We start from the raw sequence: 25,969 nt of genomic DNA on the forward strand, positions 1-25,969 counted from the left end.
GAACGTATACGCAAAAAAAAAGAGCCCGGAGGCTCTTTTTTCACAAAAACCCGCAGGCTTCTGTTATTTGGTGGGTCGTGAAGGATTCGAACCTTCGACCAATTGGTTAAAAGCCAACTGCTCTACCAACTGAGCTAACGACCCGTAACTGGCGACCGAAGCCTTGACCTCAATCTATACCGAATGACTCAGCCCACCCGGTATTTCGTGTTTGGTGGGTCGTGAAGGATTCGAACCTTCGACCAATTGGTTAAAAGCCAACTGCTCTACCAACTGAGCTAACGACCCAAACGAGGCGCATATAGTAATGATTTTTGGCCGTTGATCAACCCCTTTTTCTCAGGTTTCTCAACATTTTTGCCGCGCCAGACAATCAGCCGTTCTGGGACTCGAGAAACTTCCGTGCGAGGTCAGCAGCACTGCTGGACGGGTAATCATCAATCACAGTTTGCATGCTGCGCCGAGCCTGCTCCTTTTCGCCCAGGCGATCATGAGTTACGCCCAGCTTATAGACCGCATCCGGAGCCTTGCGATGGTCGGCAAAACGGGTAGCGACAATCGTAAACGCCTGTTTTGCCTGTTCGAGCTGCGGCTTGACCAGATAGACCTCGCCGAGCCAGTAATAGGCGTTGACCGTCAGATCACCTTCCGGATATTCATCGATAAATTCGTATATCCGACTAATGGCCTCATCGTATTTTTTCTGATTACGAATCAGGTCCTGGATCTGCTCGTAGGCCTTTCGTTCTTCCGCATCGGGCTGGCGGTATTCCCTGGCCTCCCGGGCCTGGCCTGAGGCAGCAGAGCCACCACCTTCGCTGGCTTCGGGAGCCGGCTGTGATGCGACCTTTTCCGAGAGATCCAGAATACGCTGATCCAGATCGATATAACGGTCGCGCCCTTGCTGCTGCAGGCGGTTAATCAGGTGCCGCTGCTCCTCCACTTCGCCCTGGAGCCGTCTGACTTCACCCTGAAGCTGCTGGATCATGTAGAACAGTTCCGACGTCGCCTGACTGCTGTTGGCGTTACGCTGACTGTCCTGGGCTGATTGCGCCAGGGCCACTCCCGCCTGCCCGAGGGCAAGCGGAAGCACCACTGTCGCCATGAGGATTTTTCTCATGGTCGTTCCTGTGTGATTACTCAAATACGAGTTCTACACGACGATTCTGGGCCCAGGCGCTCTCGCTGGAACCCATCACGGCCGGCTTCTCTTCGCCATAGCTTACGGTCTCGAGCTGGCCACGTGAAGCACCGTTTACAATCAGGAAACGCTGAACGGCGTTAGCACGACGCTCGCCAAGGGCCAGGTTGTATTCCTTGGTACCGCGCTCGTCGGCGTGACCCTCAATGCGGACGTTCTGACCCGGGTTGTTGGCGAGGAAACGGGCATGTGCAACCAGGACATCGCGGGCTTCCTGCTTGATTTCAGCCGTATCGAAATCAAAGTAGAAGGTGGTGATTTCACGCAGGGCCTGTTGTTCGGCCTGCTTGCGAGCTTCCATACGCTCTTCTTCGGTCATGGCTGAAGAAGAAACACCGCCCTGGTCGTCACCTCCGTAAACAGTGGATCCACCTTCCTGGTCTACAGCAGCCACATCGGAACCATACTCGCCGCCTTCTTCGGAGGTACCACCGGTAGAGCTACAGCCCGCTACCAGACCGACGGACAACAACAGTGCGAACGCTTTTGATTGAGCTGAAAAATTCATGTTTTCTTCCTTTCAGTTGAGTGACGTTATTGCTTGAACAATGGCCAACACCGGAAAGCTCCGGGAGTCAGCGAACCAAAGGTCCCCAGGCGGGCTCACGGACATCGCCTTCGGATGCCGGCAAGCTGTATGCTGCTCCACCATCCGCGGAAATAACCGTGAGCACGTTGCTGCCATTCTGCCGGGTAGCGTAGATCAGCATCCGGCCATTGGGCGCGACACTGGGAGACTCATCAGACTCGGTGCGGGTTAGGATCGTTTCCTCCCCGGTTTTCAGTTCGGTACGGGCAATGTGAAATGCCCGATCGCGCTGGTGAACGTAATACACATAGTTACCGTCATTGTCGGGCCTTGGCCGAGCATTGTAACGGCTGCCGAAGGTGATACGACGAGGCTCCGCACCCGGTGTATCCATGTGGTAAATCTGCGGACCTCCGGACCGGTCCGACGTAAAGAAAATGCCCTTGCCAGTGGCGTCATAGCTCGGTTCGGTATCAATCGCCCAGTGGTTCGTAAGCTTGGTCAACTGCCGGGTATCGAGGTTCATCCGGTAGATCTCGGCATTTCCGTCTTTCGAGAGGGTCATCAGCAACGATCGGCCATCGTCGGACCAGGCCGGCGCCGAGTTGAGCCCCGGAAAGTCTGCCACTTTGGTGCGATTGCCGGTTGCAAGCTCATGAACAAAAATCACCGGTTTCCCTGTTTCGAACGACACATAGGCCAGCTTTTCCCCGTCTGGCGACCATGCCGGTGACAGGATGGGCTCCTGGCTTTCAAGCCGGATTCTGGCGCGCTTGCCGTCCACGTCGCTGACCTGCAGTCGGTAACGTGGTTTGCCATTGGCGGTATCAAGCGTGATGTAGGCAAGCTTAGTTGAGAAGGCACCCGGCACACCCGTGATGGCCTCATATACCTTGTCGCTGATGTGGTGAGCGAGCGAGCGCATATTGGAGGCAGGTGCCGCCGCAGTTTCACCGAGAATCCGTTCCTCGCGGTTTACATCGAACAGCTCATACCGGGCCTGAACACGGTCACCGCTTCGGCTGAGGCCCCCCACCAGGACATAGCGCTGGTCCAGCAGGCGCCAGTCCCGGAAATACACTTCCTCCCGCCTGGATGGCAGGCTCAGCATCTTCTCCGGAGGCAGAGTCCGGAATTCGCCCGTCATGGTCAGATCCGCCTGAACAATGCTGCTGACCTTGTCGCCAGCGGGCATCTGTCCAGACTCGGCGAAAGGCACCACTGCAACAGGAATGGCCGAATCCGCGCCTTCAGTAATCCGGATCAACAGCTCCGCCCGGGCTGTCGAAACCGCGAAAAAGATCAGTGCCGTGGCGGCGAGTAGCGTTCTGGCCGGTTTATACCAAATCCGATGTGTCATGGTGTTATCCATACCTTTATCTGTTCTTCCGACGTGGGTTAAATTCAATCGTAAACTGTCGGAAGTACCGATCAAACGTTTCCCGATCATTCGGAATTGGATACCTTTGCAACGAACGGACGGCTTGAAGTGCTGAGTTATCAAAAGCCCTGTTTCCGCTGCTGCTGACCAATTCTGCGCCGGCAAGCTCACCAGTAGGCAACAGGGTGATCCTTAATCGCGCAACCAGATCTTCCGTGGCAGAGGAAGGCAGATACCACAACTCATGGAGCCGCTCTCTGATCAAGGCCTGATACTTCTCACTCTCCGACAGCATCTGAGCTTCCCGGGCTTTTGCGGCAGCCGCCTCCTGCTGGCGACGCGCCTCTTCTTCCCGAGCTCTTTGGGCCGCCTCCGCCTGGGCTTCAAGCTGCTGTTCCCGGAGCTTGCGCTCTGCCTCGAGGCGCTTGCGCTCAGCTTCCTGGCGAGCCAGCTCCTCCTGGCGCTTTCGTTCGGCCTCTTCCCGCTTCCGCTGCTCCTCCTGGCGCCGCTTCTCTTCTTCGGCTTTTCGCTTTGCCTCTTCCTGACGGCGTTTTTCTTCCTCAGCTTTCTGCCTGGCCCGCTCCTTGGCCTCCGCCTCCGCCTTTTGACGGGCAGCCTCCGCTTCACGGGCTTTCCGGGCCTCGCGTTCTTTCGCCTCTGCTTCCTGACGCTCCTGCTCTTTCTGCTGCTGGAGCCGTTTTTGTTCTTCCTGTCGCTTCTGCTCTGCAATGCGACGGGCTTCTTCTTCCTGCCTCTGTCGTTCAGCTTCTTCCTTGCGACGCTGCTCTTCGGCCCGGCGTTCTTCATCCCGCTTTTGCTGATCGACCGGCTCTACCACCGGGCTCGGTTCCGGCTCCTGCTGGGTAATCAGCCGGGCCGATATGCTCCTGGGTGGCGGCTCATGATCGGTGCTGGTCCAAGACCAACCCGCAAGCGCAATGCCCAGAATCAACAGGTGCAACGTGACCGAGAGCGCCACCGGTGATTTCCATGGTGGCACGCCTGTTGTGGTTACTTCGCGCTGGTGATCTCTCACAACACTCCTGCCCGCAACACTATCAATTGTCGTCCCGGGGTGATTCGGTGATCAGGCCGATACTGCTCGCCCCGGCACCCTGCAACTCGGCCATCAACCGAACAACTGTGCCGTAAGTAACATTCTCATCGCCGCGAACCAGAATCTCACTTGAGGCCCGTTGCGAGAGGATCTTGGAAACCTGGGCCCGCAAGTCAGACAGCGTCATGGGATCACTGCCGTCGTCTCCAATCTCGACGTAGTACGCTCCGTTTGCATCAACCGAAACAATGATGGACTCAACATCCTTGTCAGACTGAATAGGATCGGAAGTGGTCTGGGGCAGATCAACCTTCACCCCCTGCGTCAGCATCGGGGCGGTGACCATGAAGATGATCAGCAACACCAGCATGACATCAATGTACGGAACCACATTGATTTCCGACATTGGCTTGCGCCGGTTTTCCGGCATCATTCCCATGCCCTTCATAAAGCAGTGCTCCCAAGCTGATCCCTGCCCATGAATTCAGCCACCATCATGCGGCACCCTTTTCGCTCTGATGCACGCGACGGTGAAGAATGCTGGAAAACTCATCGGCAAAGGTTTCATAGTTCTTCAGCAGCGCATCGGACATGGCCGAGAAACGGTTATAGGCGATAACGGCCGGTATTGCCGCGAACAGGCCCATGGCGGTCGCGATCAGGGCCTCGGAAATGCCCGGGGCTACCGTGGCCAGGGTTGCCTGCTGAACCTGGGCCAGACCACGGAACGAGTTCATGATGCCCCAGACGGTGCCAAACAAACCCACATAAGGGCTGGTGGAGCCGACCGTCGCCAGAAACGGCAGGCTGGCTTCCAGGCGCTCATGCTCCCGGGAAAAGGCCACCCGCATTGCCCGCTGGGTACCTTCCATGACCGCATCGGCATCCCGGCTTTGCTGGCGCAACCGGGAAAACTCCTTGAAACCGGCCCGGAACAGGGATTCCATGCCGGAAAACGGTGTTGGATCGGCGTTCACCTCCCGGTACAACTGCCCCAGATCCATGCCTGACCAGAAACGCTCCTCGAACGCCAATTGCGCCCTCTTGGCCTTCCGGAACACCTGCAGGCGCTGGAAAATCAAGGCCCAGGACATGATTGACGCCAGGGCCAGCAAAAGCATGACCAGCTGAACCAAGACACCGGCATTGGCAATGAGGTACCAGACTGAAAGTTCTGAATCCACTTCTTACTCCTGGCTCGTTCTGTTTATCGTTTCGGTGGGCTGGACATTCCTGGCCAGCAATTCCTGCATATTCGTCGGTAACCGGCGGGGACGACCGGAATCAAGCGCTACGCAGGCTACCCGCACATCACTGTCACTCAGCAACTTTCGGTCTTCGGCCCGCATCACACGCTGACGGAAATCCATCCAGACTCTACCAAAAGCCACGGGTTCCGCAGTAACCAGCAGTTCGTCATCAAGCTTGGCCGGCACCGCATAATGAATGGTCAGCCGTTGCACCACATAACTGATATTGTCTGCCAGACCCGCCCTGAGGCCAACGCCGCAACTGCGTACCCATTCGGTTCGGGCCCGCTCCATGTAATGGAGATATTTGGCATGAAATACGATGCCACCAGCGTCGGTGTCCTCGATATAGACCCGAATCGGCAGTTCGAACCTTCCCTCTGGTGCCTGTTCAACCAAAAAGATCGTCCTCCCTGCCCGACTTCGGCGGAATGACACCAAAATGCTGATAGGCGTTGGAGGTTACCATCCTGCCCCTGGGCGTCCGGACCATGTAGCCCTGCTGGATCAGGAAAGGTTCAAGCACATCCTCGATGGTGCCACGCTCCTCGCTGATAGCTGCAGCAAGGCTCTCGACACCTACCGGGCCACCATCGAACTTTTCAATCATGGCCAACAGCAGCCGGCGGTCCATGTGGTCGAAGCCCTGATTATCCACTTTAAGCATGTTCAGGGCCTGATCGGCAATGTCAGAAGTAATGCGACCGTCGGAGCGAACCTCCGCAAAATCGCGGACTCGACGCAACAGACGGTTGGCGATACGCGGAGTACCCCGGGACCGTCGCGCAATTTCAAACGCGCCTGCTTCATCAACGGCTACCGACGACAGACGCGCGGAGCGCAGAATGATGCTGGTGAGATCTTCTGTGTTGTAAAACTCCAGCCGCTGGACAATGCCGAAGCGGTCGCGCAGCGGCGACGTCAGCAAGCCAGCCCGGGTCGTAGCCCCGACAAGGGTGAACGGAGGCAGATCCAGCTTGATGGATCGGGCAGCCGGGCCCTCACCAATCATGATGTCGAGCTGGTAATCTTCCATCGCCGGATAAAGGACTTCTTCGACGGCGGCGCTGAGACGGTGGATCTCATCGATGAAGAGAACGTCACCTTCTTCAAGGTTGGTCAGCATGGCCGCCAGGTCACCGGCTTTTTCGAGCACCGGACCAGACGTTGTCTTGATGGATACGCCCATCTCATTGGCGATGATATTGGCAAGGGTTGTTTTGCCCAGACCGGGCGGGCCAAAGATCAGAACGTGGTCCAGGGCCTCCTCGCGGCCACGGGCGGCGGATATGAAAATATCCATCTGTTCACGGACCGTGGGCTGGCCAACGTATTCAGCCAGCAGGGTCGGGCGAATGGCCCTGTCCTGTACTTCCTCGTATTCACCGGCCCGGGCCGAGATCAACCGGTCGGATTCGATCATGGCATCACCCATAGTGTGGGAATCAACATCGTGCCTCACGTTTGCCCGCTATTCCAGCGCAGCCCCAATTGTACAAAGGGGTTTGCAGGTGTCACGTTACGCTCTCTACAGGTTCACGACAGGTTTTCGCGATCAGGCCGGTATCATATTTCGTAGGGCCAGTCTGATGAGGGTTTCGCTGCTCATGCCCTCTTCGGCGACTTTGCTGATGGCCTTTGCGGCCTCCTGTGGCTTGTAACCCAGAGCAATCAATGCGGCTTCCGCTTCCTCGGTAGCCGCCGGGCCGCCAACCGGACCCTGTCCGTCCACTTGCCCCAATCCTGTCGTCTCAGGCGACGTTGGCACAAATTGCCCTTCAAGTTGCCCTATCCGGTCCGCCATTTCAATAAGAAGCCGTTCTGCGGTCTTCTTGCCAACGCCGGGGAGCTTGACCAGTGAGGCGGAGTCACGATTCTCAACGCAGCGAATGAACTGCTGTGCGTCCAATCCGGAAAGAATGCCAACGGCCAGCTTAGGGCCAACCCCATTGACCTTGATCAGCAGGCGGAAGAGGTCCCGGTCCAGGCTGGAAGCAAAGCCGTAGAGGCTCTGGGCGTCTTCTCGGACGGCAAAATGGGTGTGCAGGGTGACTTCATCGCCGGTCTCCGGCAGATGAAAGAAGGTGGTATAGGGGATGTCGACTTCATAGCCCAGGCCCGCGCACTCAACCAGCGCCTGGCCCGGAGCCTTTTCGACCAGAATACCTCGGATACGACCAATCAAGCTGAATCTCCTGTCGCTCCTGGGAGCGGTTTATTGTTGTCGCACACGACCGCTTCGGACTTTTCCCGCGCCACTGGCCACCCGCAGAATACTCTGGTTCATGTGGGCATGGCACATGGCGATGGCGAGCGCATCGGCCGCGTCTGCCTGGGGTTTGCGTGAAAGCGAAAGCAACACCTGAACCATGTGCTGAACCTGGGATTTGTCAGCCCCGCCCTTGCCGACCACCGCCTGCTTTACCTGCCTCGCCGAGTATTCATGAACCGCCAAGCCACTATTGGCGGCACTGACGATGGCCGCGCCGCGGGCCTGACCCAGCTTCAGAGCCGAGTCAGGATTGCGGGCCATGAACACCTGCTCGATGGCAAATTCTTCCGGCCGATACTCTCCGATCAGGGTGGCAAGGCTCTGGAATATGGTCTGAAGGCGTTCAGCCATGGGCTTCTCGCCCACCCGGATACAACCACTGTCGATGTACTCGATGTGTCGACCATCTGCCCGAATGACGCCGTAACCGGTAATTCGTGACCCCGGATCAACGCCCAGAATTATCGCCACATCAATGCTCCTGACTGGTCAAAGCGATTCCATGATGTCGCCGGAGATATCCGCGTTATGGTAGACATTCTGAACATCGTCCAGATCTTCGAGCATATCAATAAGCTTGAGGATGGTTTCCGCGCCGTCCCGATCCAGCTCAACCCGCGTGGATGGAACCATGGTTACTTCAGCATTGTCCGGCACCAGTCCCGCATTGACCAGAGATTCCTTGACGTCCAGAAACTGCTCGGGTGTGGTTACGATTTCCCAGGAACCGTCGTCCTGGGCCGCAAGGTCCTCGGCGCCGGCGCTGAGCACGGCTTCCACCAGCCTGTCCTCTTCCCACTCCGGACCGTAGCTGATGATTCCCTGCTTGCTGAACAGGTAGGCGACCGATCCGTCGGTACCGAGATTGCCACCCATCTTGTTGAACGCGTGGCGGATTTCAGCCACAGACCGGTTTTTATTGTCGGTCATGACTTCCACGAATATCGCCACACCACCGGGGCCATAGCCTTCGTAGGTCAGCTCTTCGTAGTTGTCATCATCGCCACCACCGGCGCCACGTTCAACCGCGCGCTCGATGGTGTCTTTCTTCATATTGGCGGTGAGCGCCTTGTCGATGACGGCGCGCAGGCGGGGATTATCATCGGGATTCCCCCCGCCCTGGCGCGCGGCCACGGTCAGCTCACGAATGATTTTGGTGAAGATCTTGCCCCGCTTGGCATCTTGTGCCGCCTTGCGGTGCTTGATGTTGGCCCACTTACTGTGACCCGCCATACAGCTCCTCCCTTAAATCACTGACTTACTCGTTGCCCTCACCGGCTTCCGCCTTGTTGCCTTCAACCGGCTTTGACGGCTTGCGCAGACGGATATGCAACTCACGCAGCTGCTTCTCATCCACTTCGCCCGGCGCCTGGGTCATCAGACAGGTGGCACTCTGGGTTTTCGGGAATGCGATAACGTCACGGATGGACGAAGCGCCGGTCATCAGCATGACCAGGCGATCCAGGCCGAACGCCAGACCACCATGGGGCGGGCAACCAAACTTCAGGGCATCCAGCAGGAAGCCGAACTTGGCGCGGGCTTCCTCTTCACCGATACCCAGAATACGGAACACCGCTTCCTGCATTTTCTCATCGTGAATACGGATAGAACCGCCGCCCAATTCAGTGCCGTTCAACACCATATCGTAGGCGCGGGACAACGCGTTGGCGGGGTCTTGGGCCAGATCTTCCGGACTACAGGACGGCGCGGTGAACGGGTGGTGAATCGCGGTCAGGCCGCCGTCCGGAGTTTCCTCGAACATCGGGAAATCGACAACCCAGAGCGGCGCCCACTCGGAAGTCAGCATGTCGAGATCGTGACCGATCTTGATCCGCAGTGCGCCGAGGGCTTCATTGACCACGTTGGTCTTGTCCGCGCCGAAGAACACGATGTCGCCGTCTTCGGCACCCACACGCTCCATGATAGCCAGAGCAACATTATCGCCCAGGAACTTGATGATCGGGGACTGCAGACCTTCAACGCCCTTGGACAGGTCATTGACCTTGATATAGGCAAGACCTTTGGCACCGTAGATACCAACAAACTTGGTGTAGTCGTCAATCTGCTTGCGCGTCAGCTCGCCGCCTTTCGGCACCCGCAGAGCCGCCACACGACCTTTCGGATCCTTGGCGGGACCAGCGAAGACCTTGAAGTCCACGCCTTCAACCAGATCATTTACATCCAGCAGCTCCAGCGGGATTCGCAGATCCGGCTTGTCGCTGCCGTAACGTTGCATTGCCTCGGCATACGGCATTTGCGGGAAGGACGGCAGTTCAACCTCCAGCACGTCCTTGAACAGCGCCCGGATCATGTCCTCGTTCAGCTTCATCAGGGTCTCTTCATCAATGAAAGAGGCCTCGATGTCTACCTGGGTGAACTCCGGCTGACGATCTGCACGCAGGTCTTCATCCCGGAAACACTTGGCGATCTGGTAGTAGCGGTCAACACCAGACACCATCAGCAGCTGCTTGAACAGCTGGGGAGACTGGGGAAGCGCGAAGAAGGAGCCTTCGTGGGTACGGCTCGGCACCAGGTAATCCCGCGCGCCTTCCGGCGTGGCACGGGTCAGGATAGGAGTTTCCACATCCATGAAGCCGTTGCTGTCGAGGTAGTTACGGATATAACTGGTCACCCGGGAACGGAAACGCAGGCGGTTGATCATCTCCGGACGACGCAGGTCCACAAACCGGTAGCGCAGACGCACGTCCTCGCCAACGTCGACATGCTCATCCAGCGGGAACGGCGGCGTTGCCGCAGCGTTCAGGATAGTCAGCTCCTTACCCAGAAGCTCAACCTGCCCGGTCGGCATGTTGTTGTTCTCGGTTCCGGCAGGACGACGACGCACCCGGCCGGTGACCTTGATCACGAACTCGCTACGGACTTTTTCCGCAAGCGCAAAGCTCTCAGGGGTATCAGGATCCACAACAACCTGAGACATACCATCCCGATCCCGCAGATCCAGGAAGATAACCCCACCGTGGTCACGACGGCGGTGTACCCATCCGCAAAGTGTGACTTCCTGATCGATGTGGGATTCGTTGATCCCACCGCAATAATGACTGCGCATACCGGTTCCCGTTACGTTTAATGTGTTCAAATATGGTGCGTGTTCTGGATCGCTTGAAAAATGGTGCGACCATAGCGGAAAAGCCGCCCATTATAAACACAATGGCGGTGAAAATCAGGCGTGCGGGCACGCAAATCAAGCGGTCGGATGACTGCAGGTTGGCAGCCGGCTAGAATGCTTCTTTTTTACCAGCAGATGGAGTCTGAACTTGGCCACCAGAGCGGAGCAAAAACAGAAAACCCGGCGGGCACTGATGGATGCGGCGCTCTCGCAACTGAGTGCGGACCGGGGCTTTGGCAGTCTGAGTTTGCGGGAGGTTGCTCGGGAAGCCGGCATCGCCCCCACGTCTTTCTACCGGCACTTTGCCGAGCTTGATGAACTGGGCCTGGCTCTGGTGGACGAAGGCGGCGTTGCATTAAGGCAACTGATGCGTCAGGCCCGCAAGCGAATTGCCCGTGATGGTGGCAGCGCCATTTCCACTTCTGTAGAAACCTTCATGGAGTACCTGGGCAACAATGCCAATCTGTTCCGGCTGATGCTTCGGGAGAGGACCGGGGTCTCCAAGCCTTTTCGGACAGCCGTAAAGGCCGAGATTGACCACTTTGTGACCGAACTGGCCGATGACCTGCGGCGGATCGCCGACGAGCAGAACAAACCCCTCTCAGAAGCCAGACTGGTGGCCGAGGCCATGGTAACGCTGGTATTCAACCAGGGGGCAGAAGCGCTGGATGCAACCGCTTCCGAACGTGATGAGCTGAAGGCCAAGCTGAAAACCGAGCTCAGAATGATCCTGGTCGGCTCCCAGACTCTGGCGAAACGCAACTGACCTCACCTTCGAACTAGACACCGGCCTCAAGCTCAGCAAGAACCGGAGCCAGTCTCGAGCGAACCTGCGCCAGCTCCTCATCAGAATAAGCAACCGGCGCCTGCTTGCCCCACACAGGGCCCGGCCAGCCCGGGTCGCCTTCGAACCGCACGATATGGTGAAGATGAAGCTGGGGCACCATGTTGCCAAGGGCTGCGACGTTCATCTTGTCGCCGCCAAAGACACCCATCATGGCTTCGCTGAGCGCGGAAGACTCGCGGACCAGCTGGTGCTGCTGGCCCGCCGACAACTGGTAGATCTCACGGATGCCGGCGACCGCCGGCACCAACAGCACCCAAGGCCAGGTGCTGTCATTCATCAGTCGGATTTCACAAAGCGAGCTGCTTCCGAGGCCAATCGTGTCAGCCTTCAGTCGCTCGTGTAACCGGAAAACTGCCGGTTCGCTCATACTCATCCTCCGATTATCTGGGTTTACTCGGAGTGGAACTGGGTGCGGCCACGGCCAATGGCGTAGTAAATGAGGCCGTAGCGATCCAGCATTTCCGGCTCGTAGAGATTGCGGCCATCAAAGACCACAGGTTCACGAATGGTCGCAGCAATAGATTCGAAGTCTGGGGACCGGAACTCTTTCCACTCGGTGCAGATAGCGAGAACATCTGCCCCTTTAAGCGCCTGCTCTTTCGTGCCGCACAGGGTCAGGCCTTCCTGATCACCGTAGATTCGCTGGGTTTCCTCCATGGCCTCCGGGTCGAAAGCCTGTACCCTGGCGCCGGCTTTCCAGAGATCTTCCATCAATGTGCGGGAAGAAGCTTCGCGCATATCGTCGGTATTCGGCTTGAACGCCAGCCCCCAAAGCGCAACGACCTTGCCATTGAGATCACCACCAAAATAGTGGCTGATCTTGTCGAACAACACGTGTTTCTGGGCGTAGTTGACCGATTCAACCGCATTCAGCAAGCGTGCTTCGTAACCGCAGTCGCTGGCGGTTCGGGCCAGGGCCTGAACATCTTTCGGGAAGCAGGAACCGCCGTAACCGCAACCAGGGTAGATGAAGTGATAGCCAATCCGCGGGTCGGAACCAATGCCCTGGCGCACGGCTTCGATATCAGCGCCCAGTCGCTCTGCCAGATTGGCGATTTCGTTCATAAAGCTGATTTTGGTGGCCAGCATGGAGTTGGCCGCGTACTTGGTGAGCTCGGCAGACCGCAGGTCCATAAAGATCATACGGTCGTGACTGCGGTTGAATGGGTAATAGACCTCTCTCAGAAGCTCAGCCGCGCGCTCGCTATCGGTCCCGACAACAATGCGATCAGGCTTCATGAAATCGTTGATGGCCGCCCCTTCCTTGAGAAACTCAGGATTGGACACCACGTCGAAATCCAGTTCCAGGCCACGACGGTCGAGCTGGGCACGAACCGCCGTCCGGACCTTGTCGCCGGTACCCACCGGCACCGTGGACTTGTCGACGACTACCTTGTAGTCCTCCATGTATTCGCCGATGGAACGGGCCACAGCGGTTACATACTGGAGGTCGGCAGAACCGTCTTCGTCCGGGGGCGTACCCACGGCAATAAATTGGAGTGTGCCGTGACGAACGGCATCTTCGGTATCGGTTGTAAAGGAAAGGCGGCCTGCCTCAACGGTGTGCTTTACGATATTGTCGAGGCCCGGTTCATAGATGGGAATCTGGCCATTCTTGAGCTTTTCAATTTTGCCCTGGTCCACGTCCATACAGAGAACGTCGTGGCCAACATCCGCCAGGCAAGCACCAGTAACCAGGCCAACATAACCGGTTCCAAAAATCGTTATTTTCATCCTTTTAATCCCGATACAAATACAGAAAAGTTATTGGGTGTCGTCCGCTTTTTTCTTCTGCCAGATCGCTTCCCACGCCAGGGCGGTGCCGACAATGGTATCCAGATTGTCGTAGTCCGGCTGCCAGCCCAGGGTCTGGCGGATAAGTGTGTTGTCCGCCATCAATGCTGCCGGGTCGCCGGCGCGGCGGCCGGTTTCGGTGACCGGAAAATCAACGCCGGATTGCGCCTTGACCACATCAATCACTTCCCGGACCGTAAAGCCGCGACCATAACCGCAGTTCATGACCTTCGAATGACCACCATCTGCCATGTAGTCCAGCGCCATCACGTGGGCCTTGGCCAGGTCCTCCACGTGGATGTAGTCGCGAATGCAGGTGCCGTCCCGGGTATCGTAATCGGTGCCGAAGACACTCATGCCTTCCCGCTGTTCCGTCACGCACTCACAGGCGACCTTGATCAGATGCGTGGCTTCAGGTGTGGCCTGCCCCAGCAGCCCTTCCGGATTCGCGCCTGCCACATTGAAGTAACGGAGAATCACATAATTGAGGCTGGAGGCTGCGGCCAGATCCATGATCATCCGCTCGCTCATCATCTTGGACGCGCCGTAGGGGTTGATCGGGGCCAGCGGCAGATCCTCAGTGAGCACCGTCTGCTCGGGCATACCATAGACGGCCGCGGTGGAGGAAAACACCATGTACGGCACTTCGTGCTTTTCGACCGCTTTCAGGAGGTTCAGGGTATTGCGGGTATTGTTGCTGTAGTACTTCAGGGGGTTGGCGACAGACTCCGGCACCACAATATTGGCAGCGAAATGCAGGACTGCCTCAAACTGGTGACGGGAGAACAGATCTTCGATTGCCGCTTCGTCGGCCAGATCCCCGACCACCAGTTCGCCGGCGGTGACCGCCCAGCGGTAGCCAGTGGAGAGGTTATCGAAAACAACGATATCGTGACCGGCCTGGCCCAGCTGACGGACCACGTGACTGCCAATATATCCGGCTCCGCCGGTAACGAGGACTTTCATAGGCGAAAACTACTCCTTCCCTGAATTCTGTTTGCGCAGACGCCGGATCTCTGCCCGTCGCCGACTGAAAAACTCACTGATCACCTGGCTGCACTGGCTTGCCAGAACCCCACCGACCGCTGTTACGCCCCAGTTCAGATGAGGCTCGTCCAGCGTCCGGCGTGCCGATTCCACCGCCCCGGCCTTCGGTTCGGCAGCGCCGTACACAAGGCGACTGATGCGGCTATGGACAATGGCACCCACGCACATGGTACAGGGCTCCAGCGTAACGTAAAGCGTGGCGCCAGGCAGCCGGTAATTGCCAACCCGGGACGCGGCGTCGCGCAATGCCCGGATTTCGGCATGGGCAGTCGGATCGCAGCCGGAGATGGGCGCGTTAAAGCCTGCCCCGATCTCCCTGCCCTCCAGCACCACCACGGCGCCTACAGGCACTTCCCCCTTTGCCGCGGCTTCCGATGCAAGCTGCAGAGCCCGGGTCATCCAGTAGTGATCGGCTTCGGTACGGGACATTGTCTTTTCAGGCCTGGCGTCAGTTAAGCCGGAGTCAGCAATTAAACCGGGCCAGCAGTTAAGCCGGGGTCAGAAGAAAGCTTTCTTCTGACCCCTTGTTCATGACCCCTTGTTCAGGCGGACTCCGGTTATTCCCACTCGATTGTAAATGAGCCATTTTTGTCTTTTATATTCAATAGCTTACATTCCTGTAAATCAATAATACCATGAAATACCATGCTCAGAAAATCCTTCAAAATGCTCGAAAAATTGCCTGGTTGAACACTGCCACACAGCACCCCCTGACTTCCCCCCTCGACCCATTAATACAAACATTGACAATCTTTGTATTTCGACCTAATATTCTTTGCGAGAGCATCTACCGTCGGAGGCCATTATGCATATATCACTAACGCCTGAACTGGAGTCCCGCGTTAAAGCTAAAGTGGAAACCGGCCTGTACAACAATGCCAGCGAAGTCATCCGTGAAGCACTCCGTTTTATGGAAACCCATGAAGACTGGATTCATGAGATCAAACTGACTCGACTTCGTGAGCAACTGAAAGTCGGAGTAGACCAACTAGACCGTGGAAAAGGTATTGCAATCGAATCAAGATCAGCGCTTGACACCTTGTTTGACGATATCAAGAGCTGACCTTCATGGCGCCCCATCAGCTCGTCATTGCACCAGCCGCTAAAAATGACCTCAAAGACATTTACCAGTACGGCCTGCGACAGTGGGGTCAGGCACAATCCGAGAGCTACCTGTCCACTATAAAAAACCAATTCTGGTTGGTGACTCATCAACCGCTTATGGGCATTGATCGCCCCGAGCTCCTACCGGGCACCAGAAGCCTCCCTGTAGAAAGCCATACCCTGTTTTACCGTGTGACTACCAACAGGGTTGAAATCATCCGTGTACTACATGGCCGCCAGGATCCACAACGCCACCTAAAATAGCCAGACATGTGCACAATATTGGAGTTATGCACGAAATCCCAATCACCCCAATCCCTGCCCAAACCAGGAACACCTGAGTACGAGGAATTGCCACAATACGTGGAAACACCTCCGCTCCCTTTCCGTCGAACTATCCGCCGACGTGAACTTCACCAGATTATCCCCTTGGCGGAAACAACCATCTACGACATGGAGCGCCATGGTGAATTCCCGCGTCGTTTCAACCTGGCCGTCGGCAACCATTGAGTGGAAATAACCGGAGTCCGCCTGAACAAGGGGTCAGAAGAAAGCTTTCTTCTGACCCCGGCTTAAAGCTGCTGGCGGCCGGATTGCCATGATTCAGGTATATGGTGCGGGTCTTCTGCGCCGCTTTTAGACACGATCACATACATGCCGTCGCGGTTGGCGACCTTGTAGGTGGCGCCATTGGGCTTGAGTTTACGCAATGCTGGAAAGACCTTATTTCACTCCCACTCAATTGTAAATAGGCTATTTTTACGCATTATTTTCAATAGCTTACTTGTTTCTGTAGGCCGTAATACCATGAAAAATACCATGTTCAGAATTTGTTGCTCATCGCTACTTTTCAAATCGTAGATCCCAGAAAACACCCTGGCGACCACCTTTACAATGGTACTTAATATAGTCTATATTTAGCACCATTGGAACCACCAAGGAATACACGCAATGAAACTGAGCGAATCGGTCAAACCCATTAGCTATTTGAAAAAGCATACCGCCGAGGTTCTGCGAGACGTTAGCGAAGGGCAACGTACCATGGTAATAACGCAACACGGTGAAGCCAGAGCCGTACTACAGGATATTGCCAGTTATGAACAAACCCAGGAATCGCTGGCACTACTCAAGATGCTGGCCCAAAGCTCGAAGAGTATTCGGGAAGGCCGGAGCAAGCCTCTTAAGAAAGCCTTTGCCGATGCCCGAAAGCACGCCAGGGAAATTACTGAGTGAAGCGCTATCGCGTCCGCCTCACCGCGGATGCAGAACAGGACCTCATCGATATCTACCGCTATATCGCTCTCCACGACTCTTCGCAGAATGCGGATTACGTACTGGATCAGCTGGAATCCCTCTGCTCGCGACTTACCGAACTGCCCGAACGTGGACACGTTCCACCAGAACTCGATCGAATCGGTGTAACAAACTACCGGGAAGTCTACTTCAAGCCATACCGCGTCATCTATGAAGCAATCCGTCAGGACGTTTTCGTTCACTGCATCCTTGATGGTCGAAGGGATATGCCTTCGTTACTTCAGCGACGACTAATTCGTTAGGACTGGTGATGACAAATTCGAGTCCACACTCGATTCGATACAGGCACTGCTGAGGTCGCTATTGCCTGCCGATGCCAGTCAGTGCCGGACATTACTTGCCAGTACCGGTCACTCCCACTCGATTGTAAACGAGCCTTTACCCGACAGTTGCATAAATCCGGCGCTGTTTCTCAAGCAAACAGCTCATATATAGCACGAAACGTCTGTCACGCTTCTGCTTCTGGACTTCACCAAAAGTGAGGTCCAGAAAACGGCATAAATCGACGCGAGAAGATGGCTTGCATGCATAAAAAAACGGCCTCGAAGTTGGTAGAATGGGAGTCGCCAAAACAACCAAAAACACCAACGGAGACCGTTTGCATGAAGTGTAGCAGAGCCGCGATTCATCGCAAGACCCATCGCATCCCCGAGATCCGGTTCGAAGATCAGAAGCTGACCTCGTTCGCCGGCCTGGTGGTGTACCAGCCCCTGTTTTCCCGTATCGGACTCAAGCAACAGCTCGGCAGCTGTTTTCGCCATCTGAAGGTCAGTCCCATCTTCGGTCACGGCGTGGTGGTGCTGTTGCTGGTGGTCCATCTGCTGCTGGGCTACCGTCGGTTGCAGGACATGCGCTATTACGCAGATGACCCCATGGTGCATCGGCTGCTGGGCCTGGGGCGCCTGCCCGATGTCGCCACCGTCAGCCGGACTCTGGCGGGGCTGGACGAGACCGGCGTCGCCAACCTGCGTCGACTCAATCGGCAGCGGGTCCTGGAGCGGCTCGGCGCCCTGGGCCTGGCCCGCATCACCCTGGACTTCGACGGCTCGGTGCTCTCCACCGGCCGCTTCGCCGAAGGCACGGCCGTGGGCTTCAATCGCAAGAAGAAAGGAAGCCGCAGCTACTATCCGTTGTTTTGCACCGTCGCCCAGACCGGGCAGGTGCTCGATGTCTGGCACCGGCCCGGTAATGTGCACGACTCCAACGGCGCCAAGGCCTTCATCCTCGCCTGCATGCGGGAAATCAAGGCGATTTTGCCGCGCGCCACGATCGAGGCGCGCATGGACAGCGCCTTTTTCAATGATGACATTGTCAGCATGCTGGATCGTGAGGAGGTCGAGTTCACCGCCAGCGTCCCTTTCGAGCGCTTTGCCGCGCTCAAGACCCTGATCGAGAACCGCAAACGCTGGCGCCGCCTCGATGGGCAGTGCAGCTTCTTCGAGACGGACTGGAAACCGGCGAAATGGCAGGATCGCTACCGCTCCGTGTTCACCCGAAACCAGAATCGCAAACAGTACAAGGGCGCGGTCCAGCTGGACCTGTTCGTCCCCTATGAATACGGCTAGGACTTCAAGGTGATCGTGACCAACAAGCCGGTGTCGGCCAAAAAAGCGCTGGCATTCCATAATGGGCGCGGGGCTCAGGAAGGTGTATTCGCCGAACTCAAATCGCAGACGCAGATGGATTACGTCCCCACTCGCAAACAGGCCGGCAACCAGGTTTATCTGCTCTCGGCGGTGATGGCACACAATCTCAACCGGGAAATGCAGATGCTGTGCCATGAAAAATCGCGCAACACCACCGAAAAGCGCGCGCCGCTGTGGTGTTTCGAACAACTCGGCACCATTCGACGCAAGCTGATTCAGCGTGCCGGTCGTCTGACCAAACCTCAGGGCGCATTGACGCTGACCATGAGCGCGAATCAAACCGTGAAATACGAATTGTTGCATTATCTGGATGCCCTGAAGCAAGTGGCCTGAGCCTGTTTTCGTCAAAATTTATGCAATGATTGGGTTAACCGGAGAGGACACTAATTATGGACATTCATGAACTAAGCGGTAATTTGGAGAAGGAATAGATGGCATCCACCTTTGCTTGGCTCGATCATTCAGAAAGCGACCGTCGTAAAGCGCTCGATGTCGTTGATCTGTTCCGTGAACAAGACACGCGGGATGAGCTTGGCATTGGAACAGTCAGAGACGCGCTTGCAGATTCCTTGTTTCCCGGAATCAGCACGATCCAGACACGGGCCAAGTACCTGTTGTTTATTCCCTGGATATATCAGGCTCTTGAGGCCGGCAGGACAAAATCGAGTGATGTGGCTAGGCTGGCGCGCCGGCACGAAATTGATCTGATCTACCAGTTACTCAAGTCGGACGTTACGGACGGAGTAATCGGTAAAGATGCGAAAGCCGGTTTGCAAAGATTACCGAGTTCGGTGTATTGGGCGGGTCTCGGTGTTTTTGGTATCCGCCGATTTCAGGGTTCTCTGGATCAGTATCATCGGTCGCTTGATGGATTCTACCTGGGTCGACGTCAGGTCCATGCCTCTGCCGAAGATGGAATCGTCGAGCTTTTCAAGCCACAGACCAACTGGCACGAGGGTTTGCCACCCGCGCCGGATGGATTCCCTGAAGGAGCCTCACTTCAACTTAGAGAAGAAGAGGCTGAGTATCTGCACCAGCAGATAATGACAAATGTTCCGGGTACCCTGATCGCATTTCTGGTCGACCAGGGGGAGAGGTGGGATGCCGTCAGTTTTCCCTGGCACCATCCACAAGTCGGTGAATGCGCAATCCATGTGAAGGCGCAGCTGCACCATGCAGAACTCTTCTCGCTGATTATGCTCGGGGCGGCTTTACTTTATAACCTGATGCTGGCGGAAAAGCGGGCGTCGAACGGTAATGATGGTGCTGGTTCACAAGAAGGTCTCGTTAGTCATTATCGAAATGCACTGGACGATTGGTACGGTGAGGTCGAAGACAAACGCCGAACATTAGATCAGTGGGTTGATTCCCGCTCTGATTTCTGGGAAGTCATTCATCGTGTAAATCCGCGTATTCCGATTCCAACTGTCCATTTCATAAATACCTGGACAGATATCGCACTTGGTGCAGATGGAATCGATACCCTCATTAGTGCTCGTGGCGCGAGAGACCTCATTCACCATCGAGAGCGTCGACTGAAACGAGCACTGGCCCGTCTTGATAACCCCAGGGCGCTCGAGATGTGGAGTGGTGCAGCCGGTACACAGCAACTCAGCTACCGCTGGCAGCAGGTTCAGACCATTGTGCAGGATATCCTTTATGGTCTGGGAAGGGGGCAGGGATAGTGCTGGCACCGAAGGATCGTACTTTGCTGCTTGAATCACTGCGCCCGCCACCGGGATTTCGGCTGGATGCCGCGGTATCGACGACTTACTCCCTGGACCTCATGGCGCTATTGGTCGCGCCACTTGCATTTACCTTCTTTGACTGGGAAGGGGACGATGGTCAACCAACCAAGGACCCGAATGCCCTGCTGGAAGCGTTGCGCCGTCATGTGGATCGTATCCATGTGTTTTGCCAGGCAGGCCAGATCGCTGTGCCAAAGACCTATCGACTGCTCTTTGGCTACCTGGAATCAAGTGTCCATGAGGTGAGGGCGGTCAGGGACGGAGGCGTGTTTCACCCAAAAGTGTGGATCGTGCGCTACGTGGCCGATGGCGAGCCAGCGCAGTATCGCCTGCTCTGTGCCTCCCGTAATCTCACTTTTGATCGTTCCTGGGACACCCTGCTTGTACTGGATGGAGTAGTAGGCAAGGAGGCGACAAAGAAAAATGAACCACTCTCACGGTTTATCCGTTCGTTGCAGGCGATGGCTGTACAGGAGCTAACGGATAATACAAAGAATACGTTGGCGGAGTTGGCCAGGGAGCTTGACTATGTAGAGTTCCAATTGCCGGAGCATATTGAAGATATTGAATTCTGGCCGATCGGTTTGCCTGGTGAGCAAGATATGTGGCCGTTCCCGGATAGCGCGGACCGGGGTCTCGTGATCGCACCATTCGTCGCGGAAAGCACTCTCAGTCGGCTGAATATCTCCGGTGAGCAGACGCTTGTTTCCCGCGTCGACGAGTTGGAAGCGCTTGATCCCGAACAAATTGGCGACTACGAGATTTTCGCTTTGAGTGGAGGGGCAGACATAGAGCAGGAAGAAGGTGTTGAACCGGGTGATGGGCCGGACACAGAAAGCCTACTTTCCGGCTTGCATGCCAAGTTGTTCGCGTTTGACGATTCGGGAATAGGGCGTGTGTGGACCGGCTCGGCAAATGCCACGAACGCTGCATTTCACCAGAATGTTGAGTTTCTCGTGGAGATGCGAGGACAAACCAAGCACATGGGGGTAGAAGCGATTCTCTGCCCTCAACAAAAAGGTATCAGTGTACTACGCGACCTCCTAGAGCCGTTTTCGCCAGGCGAAGAAGGTGGGGCGGACTCGACTCAGCAGGCTCTGGAGAATTTGCTCCTGCGTCTTCGCCGTTTTGTCGTTGACCTGGAATTAGTGGTGCATGCTGAACAGTCTGAAGAGAATCTATTCGATCTCAGGCTGTCTTCTACAAAACATCCGGATCTTCCAGATGCAGAATTCGACCTGCAATGTTGGCCACTGACGCTCAGGCAGGAGGCGGGCGCGCAGCGCCTGATATCGGACGGAGGCTGGTCGTCCTCGTTCTCGTCAGTATCGTTTGAGGGGCTGACGACCTTTTTTGCTTTCGAGGGACGGATCTCCGTCGATGGTAGGTCAGGCGTTTGCCGGTTCGTACTGAATCTCCCTCCACAGGGATTCCCTGAAAACCGGCGTCAGCGACTACTGCGCTATATGCTGAAGGACCAGAAGCAATTGATGCGCTACCTGTTTTTGCTGCTTGGTGAAGAAGGGGCGCTATCGCTTTCTGAAATCTCCGGTTTCTCACGATATGCAGGAACAGCGAACGGAGGGTTTCATGCGGATATTCCGATGTTAGAGGCGCTTGTTAAGGCACTGGAACGTGCCCCGGAAAAGATCGACCAGGTTGCTCATCTAGTGACCGACCTGCAGAACACCGAGGAAGGGAGAGCGCTTCTCCCGCAAGAGTTCGAGCAGATCTGGCACCCCTTGTGGGAAGCGCGAGAGGAGTTAACAAGACGTGGGGGCTAGGGACAGCGAACTGCCGGATCTCGGCGAGATCGATCGCGGCTTGAAAGATTTTCAGCGGCGTACAGCGGCTGCGGTATTTCACAGGCTGTATGAGCAGGCACGTTCTACGCACCGGTTTCTCGTCGCGGATGAGGTGGGGCTAGGTAAGACACTGATTGCCCGGTCTGTTATCGCACGTACGTTGCACCATTTGTGGGATCGGGTCGATCGGATCGATATTGTGTATATCTGCTCCAATGCGGATATTGCGCGGCAGAATATCAAGCGCCTGAATGTGCTGGGTGATGAAGGCAAGACGTTACCAACGCGCATCACGTTATTGCCCATCATGCTGCGCGATCTGAACAAGAATCGAATTAATTTCATTTCATTTACGCCAGGCACCTCATTTGATCTAAAAAGTAATCTCGGCGTAGCCCCGGAACGGATGCTGCTCTATTGGTTGTTGAAAGACATCTGGCACTTTTCCGGAACCGCTCCCATGAATGTATTTCAGGGAACGTCGGGAACCAAGCGATTCAGACAGCAATTAAAATATTTCCCTGACAACAATCGGATCGATCGCACACTTGCAAAGGAGTTTCGCAAAACAATAAGAGAGCATGTGCGAGAGGAAAAGGACAACGGTGAGTGGACATTGCGTGAGCGGTTCGACTGGCTTTGTCAGGAGTATCGGCGTTCAGATGCAAGGATTACGCGAGAGGCCAGACTTGAACGGTCTGCCTTTGTGGGAAAACTGCGAAGTTTACTCGCAGAGACCTGCGTCAGGATGCTGGAACCCGACCTGGTTATTCTCGATGAATTCCAGCGTTTTAAGCACCTTCTCAGCGGTGAGGATGATGCGAGTGTGCTGGCGCGCAAGTTATTCGAATACTCGGATGATTTGACCGCGGTGCGCGTGCTCTTGCTCTCGGCCACGCCTTACAAGATGTATACGCTGTCAGACGAGAGTGATGATGAAGATCACTATCGTGATTTCATTGACACGCTGGGCTTCCTGTTTCGCAATAAGCAGAAAGTGGAGAAATTCGCGAACCTGCTTCGGGAGTACCGCTACGAATTGCTCCGATTCAATGACCAATCCCCTGATCAGCTTGAAAGCATAAAGTCGGATATCCAGAAAACCCTACGTCGCGTTATGGCCCGCACCGAGCGGTTGGCAGTGACTGATGATCGTGCAGGCATGCTCACCCAGATGGAACCAAAGGATGTAGAGCTGCTGGCGAACGACATCCTGGCATACGTGGAATTACAGTCGATTGCGCGTGAGCTGGATATGCCGAATACGATCGAATACTGGAAGTCATCATCGTATCTGCTTAATTTCATGGAAGACTACAAACTGAAGCGAAGCTTCCATGATGCACTGGATGGAGAGGGGAAGACGGAAGTTATTACGCGAGCACTATCCAAAGCACAACACCTGTTGCTTTCCTGGGATGACATTGAAGCTTACGAGGCGCTGGACCCGCGCAACGCACGCCTTCGTGGGCTTATAAAACAGGTGATCGACACAAAGATGTGGCAGTTGCTTTGGTTGCCCCCGTCTCTGCCCTATTACGATTTGGACGGGCCATTCAGCAATCGCACCCATTCGCAGATCACCAAGCGGTTGATATTTTCAAGCTGGCGAGTCGTACCCAAGGTCGTTTCGACCATTCTCAGCTACGAAGCTGAGCGGCAGGCGGTCAAATTGTTCGAACCAGCCGCCCTGAATACAGAAGACGAGCGAGAACGAAGAGGTCATACACTGCTATTGCGTATCGCGGTGTCGAAGGACCGGCCCACAGGCATGCCGGTGCTTGCCCTGATGTACCCATCAATCTCGTTGGCTCGGCGTTATGACCCACTGAGTCTGGCAAGGAAGTACGGCAATGGTGAGCCACCTACATTGAAGCAGCTGCAAGGAATTATCTGGGTGGACATTTCGAAAGGACTCGAGGCACTTGCAATGCCGACGGACGAATCCCGTGTCGACGAGCAATGGTATTGGGCGGCGCCAATTCTTCTGGATCGACACCACTATCCCAAAGCAACACAGGAATGGTTCGGCCAACCCGGTCTCGAAGGCCAGTGGGCGGGAGAAGATAGTAGTGGAGACGACGCATGGTATGAACACGTCGATCGTGCCCGGCAATTGCTCAACGGTGGGCTGACCTTAGGTCGACCGCCAGATGATCTGGCGGAGGTGCTGACTCTGTTTGCCCTGGGTGGACCGGCTATTTGTGCACTGCGCGCTTTGGACCGTTTTACAGGTCCAACTTTGGCAACTCATGTGGGTGCAAGAAATGCGGCAGGAAGGATTGGCTGGGCATTTCGAAGTCTTTACAACCGGGTAGAGGTTGCTGCGCTTTTACGTGGCTTGAAGCAGACAGATCCGTACTGGCGACGGGTGCTTGAATATGGCGCAGAAGGTTGTTTGCAGTCTGTGCTGGATGAATATGTACACATTCTCAAAGATTCACTCGGCCTCGTTGGGGAAGAGCCAGAGGAGATGGTTGAGGATATTGCCGAAGCAATTCAAACAGCGCTCACTGTCCGGGCGGCAGCACTGGCCGTGGATGATATTCGAGCGGGAAATGGAGGCGTAACAGTCAAGACGCATCGACTCCCTTCGCGATTCGCCATGCCTTTTGGTCAAGGGCGGGACGAGGAGAGTGGTGACATGGCTGCATCACGTGCGCATAAGGTTCGCGAGGCATTCAATTCTCCTTTCTGGCCCTTCGTTGTTACCTCGACATCTATCGGCCAGGAAGGACTCGACTTTCACTGGTACTGCCATGCCATCGTGCATTGGAATTTACCCGCCAATCCCGTGGACCTGGAGCAACGTGAAGGGCGCGTGCATCGCTATAAGGGGCATGCGATACGAAAAAATATTGCGAGCCAGTATGGTCATCATGCCATGGAATCGCGCGACAAAGATCCGTGGTTCGGGATGCTGGAGGCCGGTAGAAAGGATCGTCAGAAAGGAGAAAATGACCTTGTGCCGTACTGGATTTACCCGATCGAAGGTGGGGCACGTATCGAACGATATGTGCCATCACTTCCACTGACGCGAGACAGGCAGCTTATCGACGCGCTGCGTCGGTCATTGGCGGTTTACAGGTTGGTATTTGGTCAGCCCAGGCAGGATGACCTGGTGGAGTACCTGATAAAGCATGTTCCGAAGGACAGGCTGGACGAACTGGTCGGACGCCTGAAGATTAATTTGAGTCCATAGGTTGAAAAATGCTCGGAATAAATAGATACAGGAGAATCATGTGGCGCACATAGTCCCATCCGACCTGACTCGCCTGTCCCTCTCCGGTGCGCAGAATGCCGAGCTCAAAGCATTGCAAATGCTTAAAGCAGAGCTGCCCAACGATTTTACGATTTTCCACGGGGTTCACTGGTCAAGGGAATATGAGGCATGGACGCATTTTGGAGAAATAGATTTCGTCGTACTGAATCGTTTTGGAGAAGTCCTTTTTATAGAACAGAAGAACGGAGGTCTGGAAGAAACAGACCAGGGACTCGTCAAGCGATATGGTACTGACGATAAGAATGTCGCCCAACAGGTTCACCGATCCATTGACAAGGTGCGGGAAAAATTCAACTGGCTGAACGGCAAAAACCGAAGTCTTGTCGTCGTTTACCTTATTTACTGTCCTGACTATCAGGTCAAACAGGTCAATGCAGCCGGGCTGAATGCTGAGCGTATCGTAGATGCCGCTGCAAAAGATACCATGTCCAGAATTTGGTACTCATTAGGGGCTACTGAGTATATGTTTATCGGTATCTCCCTCTTGGAAAGATAGGCTGCACCCAGCACCCCACATTGTGGCTAATTGATAATTAAATTGACAATTAGCTATTTTACTCCATA

At 55.6% G+C, this 25,969-nt stretch carries 27 protein-coding genes, 2 tRNA genes and 1 pseudogene; 11 read left to right on the forward strand and 19 right to left on the reverse strand.

Annotated elements, in window-relative coordinates:
- Positions 1 to 68: 68 nt before the first annotated feature.
- The 14 genes from AC5JQH_RS01050 to aspS form a co-directional block, all read right to left on the reverse strand.
- Positions 69 to 144, reverse strand: a tRNA-Lys gene (locus tag AC5JQH_RS01050).
- 68 nt (positions 145 to 212) lie between these two features.
- Positions 213 to 288 (reverse strand) — tRNA-Lys (locus AC5JQH_RS01055).
- 85 nt (positions 289 to 373) lie between these two features.
- Positions 374 to 1,120: a tol-pal system protein YbgF gene (gene ybgF / locus AC5JQH_RS01060; protein WP_008169119.1), complete on the reverse strand. Its 747-nt coding sequence runs from the start codon at positions 1,118 to 1,120 to the stop codon at positions 374 to 376.
- A 16-nt stretch (positions 1,121 to 1,136) separates the two neighbouring features.
- Positions 1,137 to 1,709 (reverse strand): peptidoglycan-associated lipoprotein Pal, encoded by a 573-nt coding sequence (gene pal / locus AC5JQH_RS01065; protein ID WP_008169120.1) that lies wholly within the window; start codon positions 1,707 to 1,709, stop codon positions 1,137 to 1,139.
- 67 nt (positions 1,710 to 1,776) lie between these two features.
- Positions 1,777 to 3,090, reverse strand: a complete 1,314-nt coding sequence (tolB, locus tag AC5JQH_RS01070) for a Tol-Pal system beta propeller repeat protein TolB (protein ID WP_493805192.1) — start codon at positions 3,088 to 3,090, stop codon at positions 1,777 to 1,779.
- 16 nt (positions 3,091 to 3,106) lie between these two features.
- Positions 3,107 to 4,090: a cell envelope integrity protein TolA gene (tolA, locus tag AC5JQH_RS01075; protein WP_219121120.1), complete on the reverse strand. Its 984-nt coding sequence runs from the start codon at positions 4,088 to 4,090 to the stop codon at positions 3,107 to 3,109.
- Positions 4,091 to 4,169: 79 nt separating this feature from the next.
- On the reverse strand, positions 4,170 to 4,616 hold the full coding sequence (gene tolR / locus AC5JQH_RS01080) for a protein TolR (protein ID WP_493790968.1): 447 nt from the start codon (positions 4,614 to 4,616) through the stop codon (positions 4,170 to 4,172).
- Between the two features lie 46 nt (positions 4,617 to 4,662).
- Entirely contained in the window at positions 4,663 to 5,352 is a 690-nt protein-coding gene (gene tolQ, locus AC5JQH_RS01085; RefSeq protein ID WP_148607270.1) for a protein TolQ, read from the reverse strand.
- A gap of 3 nt (positions 5,353 to 5,355) precedes the next feature.
- On the reverse strand, positions 5,356 to 5,817 hold the full coding sequence (locus AC5JQH_RS01090) for a YbgC/FadM family acyl-CoA thioesterase (RefSeq protein WP_014577390.1): 462 nt from the start codon (positions 5,815 to 5,817) through the stop codon (positions 5,356 to 5,358).
- The gene (ruvB, locus tag AC5JQH_RS01095; protein WP_136632189.1) at positions 5,810 to 6,841 is read right to left on the reverse strand and encodes a Holliday junction branch migration DNA helicase RuvB; all 1,032 of its coding nucleotides are present in this window, start codon (positions 6,839 to 6,841) and stop codon (positions 5,810 to 5,812) included. The genes AC5JQH_RS01090 and ruvB overlap by 8 nt, the downstream gene beginning before the upstream one ends.
- A gap of 132 nt (positions 6,842 to 6,973) precedes the next feature.
- Complete coding sequence (ruvA, locus tag AC5JQH_RS01100; RefSeq protein ID WP_493790970.1) at positions 6,974 to 7,603, reverse strand: Holliday junction branch migration protein RuvA; 630 nt, start codon at positions 7,601 to 7,603, stop codon at positions 6,974 to 6,976.
- A 30-nt stretch (positions 7,604 to 7,633) separates the two neighbouring features.
- Entirely contained in the window at positions 7,634 to 8,161 is a 528-nt protein-coding gene (ruvC, locus tag AC5JQH_RS01105; protein WP_493790971.1) for a crossover junction endodeoxyribonuclease RuvC, read from the reverse strand.
- An 18-nt stretch (positions 8,162 to 8,179) separates the two neighbouring features.
- Positions 8,180 to 8,923: a YebC/PmpR family DNA-binding transcriptional regulator gene (locus tag AC5JQH_RS01110; protein WP_062782619.1), complete on the reverse strand. Its 744-nt coding sequence runs from the start codon at positions 8,921 to 8,923 to the stop codon at positions 8,180 to 8,182.
- 25 nt (positions 8,924 to 8,948) lie between these two features.
- Positions 8,949 to 10,757 carry an aspartate--tRNA ligase gene (gene aspS, locus AC5JQH_RS01115; protein WP_493790972.1) on the reverse strand — a complete coding sequence of 603 codons (1,809 nt, stop codon included), beginning with the start codon at positions 10,755 to 10,757 and terminating at the stop codon, positions 8,949 to 8,951.
- A gap of 208 nt (positions 10,758 to 10,965) precedes the next feature.
- Here aspS and fabR point away from each other — a divergent pair, with 208 nt between their 5' ends.
- Positions 10,966 to 11,583 (forward strand): HTH-type transcriptional repressor FabR, encoded by a 618-nt coding sequence (fabR, locus tag AC5JQH_RS01120; RefSeq protein WP_008169141.1) that lies wholly within the window; start codon positions 10,966 to 10,968, stop codon positions 11,581 to 11,583.
- 13 nt (positions 11,584 to 11,596) lie between these two features.
- Here fabR and AC5JQH_RS01125 read toward each other — a convergent pair whose 3' ends face one another.
- The 4 genes from AC5JQH_RS01125 to tadA are packed head-to-tail and all read right to left on the reverse strand — an operon-like array spanning position 11,597 to position 14,934.
- Positions 11,597 to 12,037 carry an HIT domain-containing protein gene (locus tag AC5JQH_RS01125; RefSeq protein WP_288367868.1) on the reverse strand — a complete coding sequence of 147 codons (441 nt, stop codon included), beginning with the start codon at positions 12,035 to 12,037 and terminating at the stop codon, positions 11,597 to 11,599.
- Positions 12,038 to 12,054: 17 nt separating this feature from the next.
- Positions 12,055 to 13,398 carry a UDP-glucose dehydrogenase family protein gene (locus AC5JQH_RS01130; RefSeq protein WP_288367869.1) on the reverse strand — a complete coding sequence of 448 codons (1,344 nt, stop codon included), beginning with the start codon at positions 13,396 to 13,398 and terminating at the stop codon, positions 12,055 to 12,057.
- 30 nt (positions 13,399 to 13,428) lie between these two features.
- Entirely contained in the window at positions 13,429 to 14,424 is a 996-nt protein-coding gene (gene galE, locus AC5JQH_RS01135) for a UDP-glucose 4-epimerase GalE (protein WP_474545670.1), read from the reverse strand.
- 9 nt (positions 14,425 to 14,433) lie between these two features.
- A complete protein-coding gene (gene tadA / locus AC5JQH_RS01140) occupies positions 14,434 to 14,934 on the reverse strand; it encodes a tRNA adenosine(34) deaminase TadA (protein WP_493790973.1) in 501 nt (166 codons plus the stop codon).
- 376 nt (positions 14,935 to 15,310) lie between these two features.
- Here tadA and AC5JQH_RS01145 point away from each other — a divergent pair, with 376 nt between their 5' ends.
- From AC5JQH_RS01145 to AC5JQH_RS01155, 3 genes are all read left to right on the forward strand, one after another.
- Positions 15,311 to 15,568 carry a type II toxin-antitoxin system ParD family antitoxin gene (locus tag AC5JQH_RS01145; RefSeq protein WP_493790974.1) on the forward strand — a complete coding sequence of 86 codons (258 nt, stop codon included), beginning with the start codon at positions 15,311 to 15,313 and terminating at the stop codon, positions 15,566 to 15,568.
- Between the two features lie 5 nt (positions 15,569 to 15,573).
- On the forward strand, positions 15,574 to 15,873 hold the full coding sequence (locus AC5JQH_RS01150; RefSeq protein WP_493790975.1) for a type II toxin-antitoxin system RelE/ParE family toxin: 300 nt from the start codon (positions 15,574 to 15,576) through the stop codon (positions 15,871 to 15,873).
- Between the two features lie 99 nt (positions 15,874 to 15,972).
- On the forward strand, positions 15,973 to 16,119 hold the full coding sequence (locus AC5JQH_RS01155; protein ID WP_493805193.1) for an AlpA family phage regulatory protein: 147 nt from the start codon (positions 15,973 to 15,975) through the stop codon (positions 16,117 to 16,119).
- Positions 16,120 to 16,181: 62 nt separating this feature from the next.
- Here AC5JQH_RS01155 and AC5JQH_RS01160 read toward each other — a convergent pair whose 3' ends face one another.
- Entirely contained in the window at positions 16,182 to 16,319 is a 138-nt protein-coding gene (locus tag AC5JQH_RS01160; protein WP_493790977.1) for a hypothetical protein, read from the reverse strand.
- Positions 16,320 to 16,560: 241 nt separating this feature from the next.
- On the opposite strand from AC5JQH_RS01160, the gene AC5JQH_RS01165 reads away from it, so the two are divergent.
- The 7 genes and pseudogenes from AC5JQH_RS01165 (at position 16,561) to AC5JQH_RS01195 (ending at position 25,901) form a co-directional block, all read left to right on the forward strand.
- Positions 16,561 to 16,842 carry a type II toxin-antitoxin system Phd/YefM family antitoxin gene (locus tag AC5JQH_RS01165; RefSeq protein WP_493790978.1) on the forward strand — a complete coding sequence of 94 codons (282 nt, stop codon included), beginning with the start codon at positions 16,561 to 16,563 and terminating at the stop codon, positions 16,840 to 16,842.
- Entirely contained in the window at positions 16,839 to 17,165 is a 327-nt protein-coding gene (locus AC5JQH_RS01170; protein WP_493790979.1) for a type II toxin-antitoxin system RelE/ParE family toxin, read from the forward strand. Before AC5JQH_RS01165 ends, AC5JQH_RS01170 begins: the two co-directional genes overlap by 4 nt.
- A 360-nt stretch (positions 17,166 to 17,525) precedes the next feature.
- A pseudogene (locus tag AC5JQH_RS01175) lies at positions 17,526 to 18,902 on the forward strand (IS1380 family transposase).
- Positions 18,903 to 19,000: 98 nt separating this feature from the next.
- Complete coding sequence (locus AC5JQH_RS01180) at positions 19,001 to 20,254, forward strand: DUF6361 family protein (protein WP_493805194.1); 1,254 nt, start codon at positions 19,001 to 19,003, stop codon at positions 20,252 to 20,254.
- Positions 20,254 to 22,101, forward strand: a complete 1,848-nt coding sequence (locus tag AC5JQH_RS01185) for a phospholipase D family protein (RefSeq protein WP_493805195.1) — start codon at positions 20,254 to 20,256, stop codon at positions 22,099 to 22,101. Before AC5JQH_RS01180 ends, AC5JQH_RS01185 begins: the two co-directional genes overlap by 1 nt.
- Positions 22,091 to 25,324 (forward strand): DEAD/DEAH box helicase family protein, encoded by a 3,234-nt coding sequence (locus AC5JQH_RS01190; RefSeq protein ID WP_493790983.1) that lies wholly within the window; start codon positions 22,091 to 22,093, stop codon positions 25,322 to 25,324. Before AC5JQH_RS01185 ends, AC5JQH_RS01190 begins: the two co-directional genes overlap by 11 nt.
- A 40-nt stretch (positions 25,325 to 25,364) precedes the next feature.
- Positions 25,365 to 25,901, forward strand: coding sequence for a nuclease-related domain-containing protein (locus AC5JQH_RS01195; protein WP_493790984.1), 537 nt, complete (start codon positions 25,365 to 25,367; stop codon positions 25,899 to 25,901).
- Positions 25,902 to 25,969: the final 68 nt, after the last annotated feature.

This window comes from Marinobacter sp. H13 (assembly GCF_059072335.1).

Bases quoted from the DNA above. Each gene is read 5' to 3' on its own strand.
- tadA (WP_493790973.1), bottom strand. From the start codon at position 14,934: ATGTCCCGTACCGAAGCCGATCACTACTGGATGACCCGGGCTCTGCAG.
- pal (WP_008169120.1), bottom strand. From the start codon at position 1,709: ATGAATTTTTCAGCTCAATCAAAAGCGTTCGCACTGTTGTTGTCCGTC.
- AC5JQH_RS01145 (WP_493790974.1), top strand. From the start codon at position 15,311: ATGCATATATCACTAACGCCTGAACTGGAGTCCCGCGTTAAAGCTAAA.
- AC5JQH_RS01150 (WP_493790975.1), top strand. From the start codon at position 15,574: ATGGCGCCCCATCAGCTCGTCATTGCACCAGCCGCTAAAAATGACCTC.
- AC5JQH_RS01130 (WP_288367869.1), bottom strand. From the start codon at position 13,398: ATGAAAATAACGATTTTTGGAACCGGTTATGTTGGCCTGGTTACTGGT.
- AC5JQH_RS01165 (WP_493790978.1), top strand. From the start codon at position 16,561: ATGAAACTGAGCGAATCGGTCAAACCCATTAGCTATTTGAAAAAGCAT.
- aspS (WP_493790972.1), bottom strand. From the start codon at position 10,757: ATGCGCAGTCATTATTGCGGTGGGATCAACGAATCCCACATCGATCAG.
- tolR (WP_493790968.1), bottom strand. From the start codon at position 4,616: ATGAAGGGCATGGGAATGATGCCGGAAAACCGGCGCAAGCCAATGTCG.
- ruvB (WP_136632189.1), bottom strand. From the start codon at position 6,841: ATGATCGAATCCGACCGGTTGATCTCGGCCCGGGCCGGTGAATACGAG.
- AC5JQH_RS01110 (WP_062782619.1), bottom strand. From the start codon at position 8,923: ATGGCGGGTCACAGTAAGTGGGCCAACATCAAGCACCGCAAGGCGGCA.
- galE (WP_474545670.1), bottom strand. From the start codon at position 14,424: ATGAAAGTCCTCGTTACCGGCGGAGCCGGATATATTGGCAGTCACGTG.
- ybgF (WP_008169119.1), bottom strand. From the start codon at position 1,120: ATGAGAAAAATCCTCATGGCGACAGTGGTGCTTCCGCTTGCCCTCGGG.
- tolB (WP_493805192.1), bottom strand. From the start codon at position 3,090: ATGACACATCGGATTTGGTATAAACCGGCCAGAACGCTACTCGCCGCC.
- AC5JQH_RS01180 (WP_493805194.1), top strand. From the start codon at position 19,001: ATGGCATCCACCTTTGCTTGGCTCGATCATTCAGAAAGCGACCGTCGT.
- AC5JQH_RS01125 (WP_288367868.1), bottom strand. From the start codon at position 12,037: ATGAGTATGAGCGAACCGGCAGTTTTCCGGTTACACGAGCGACTGAAG.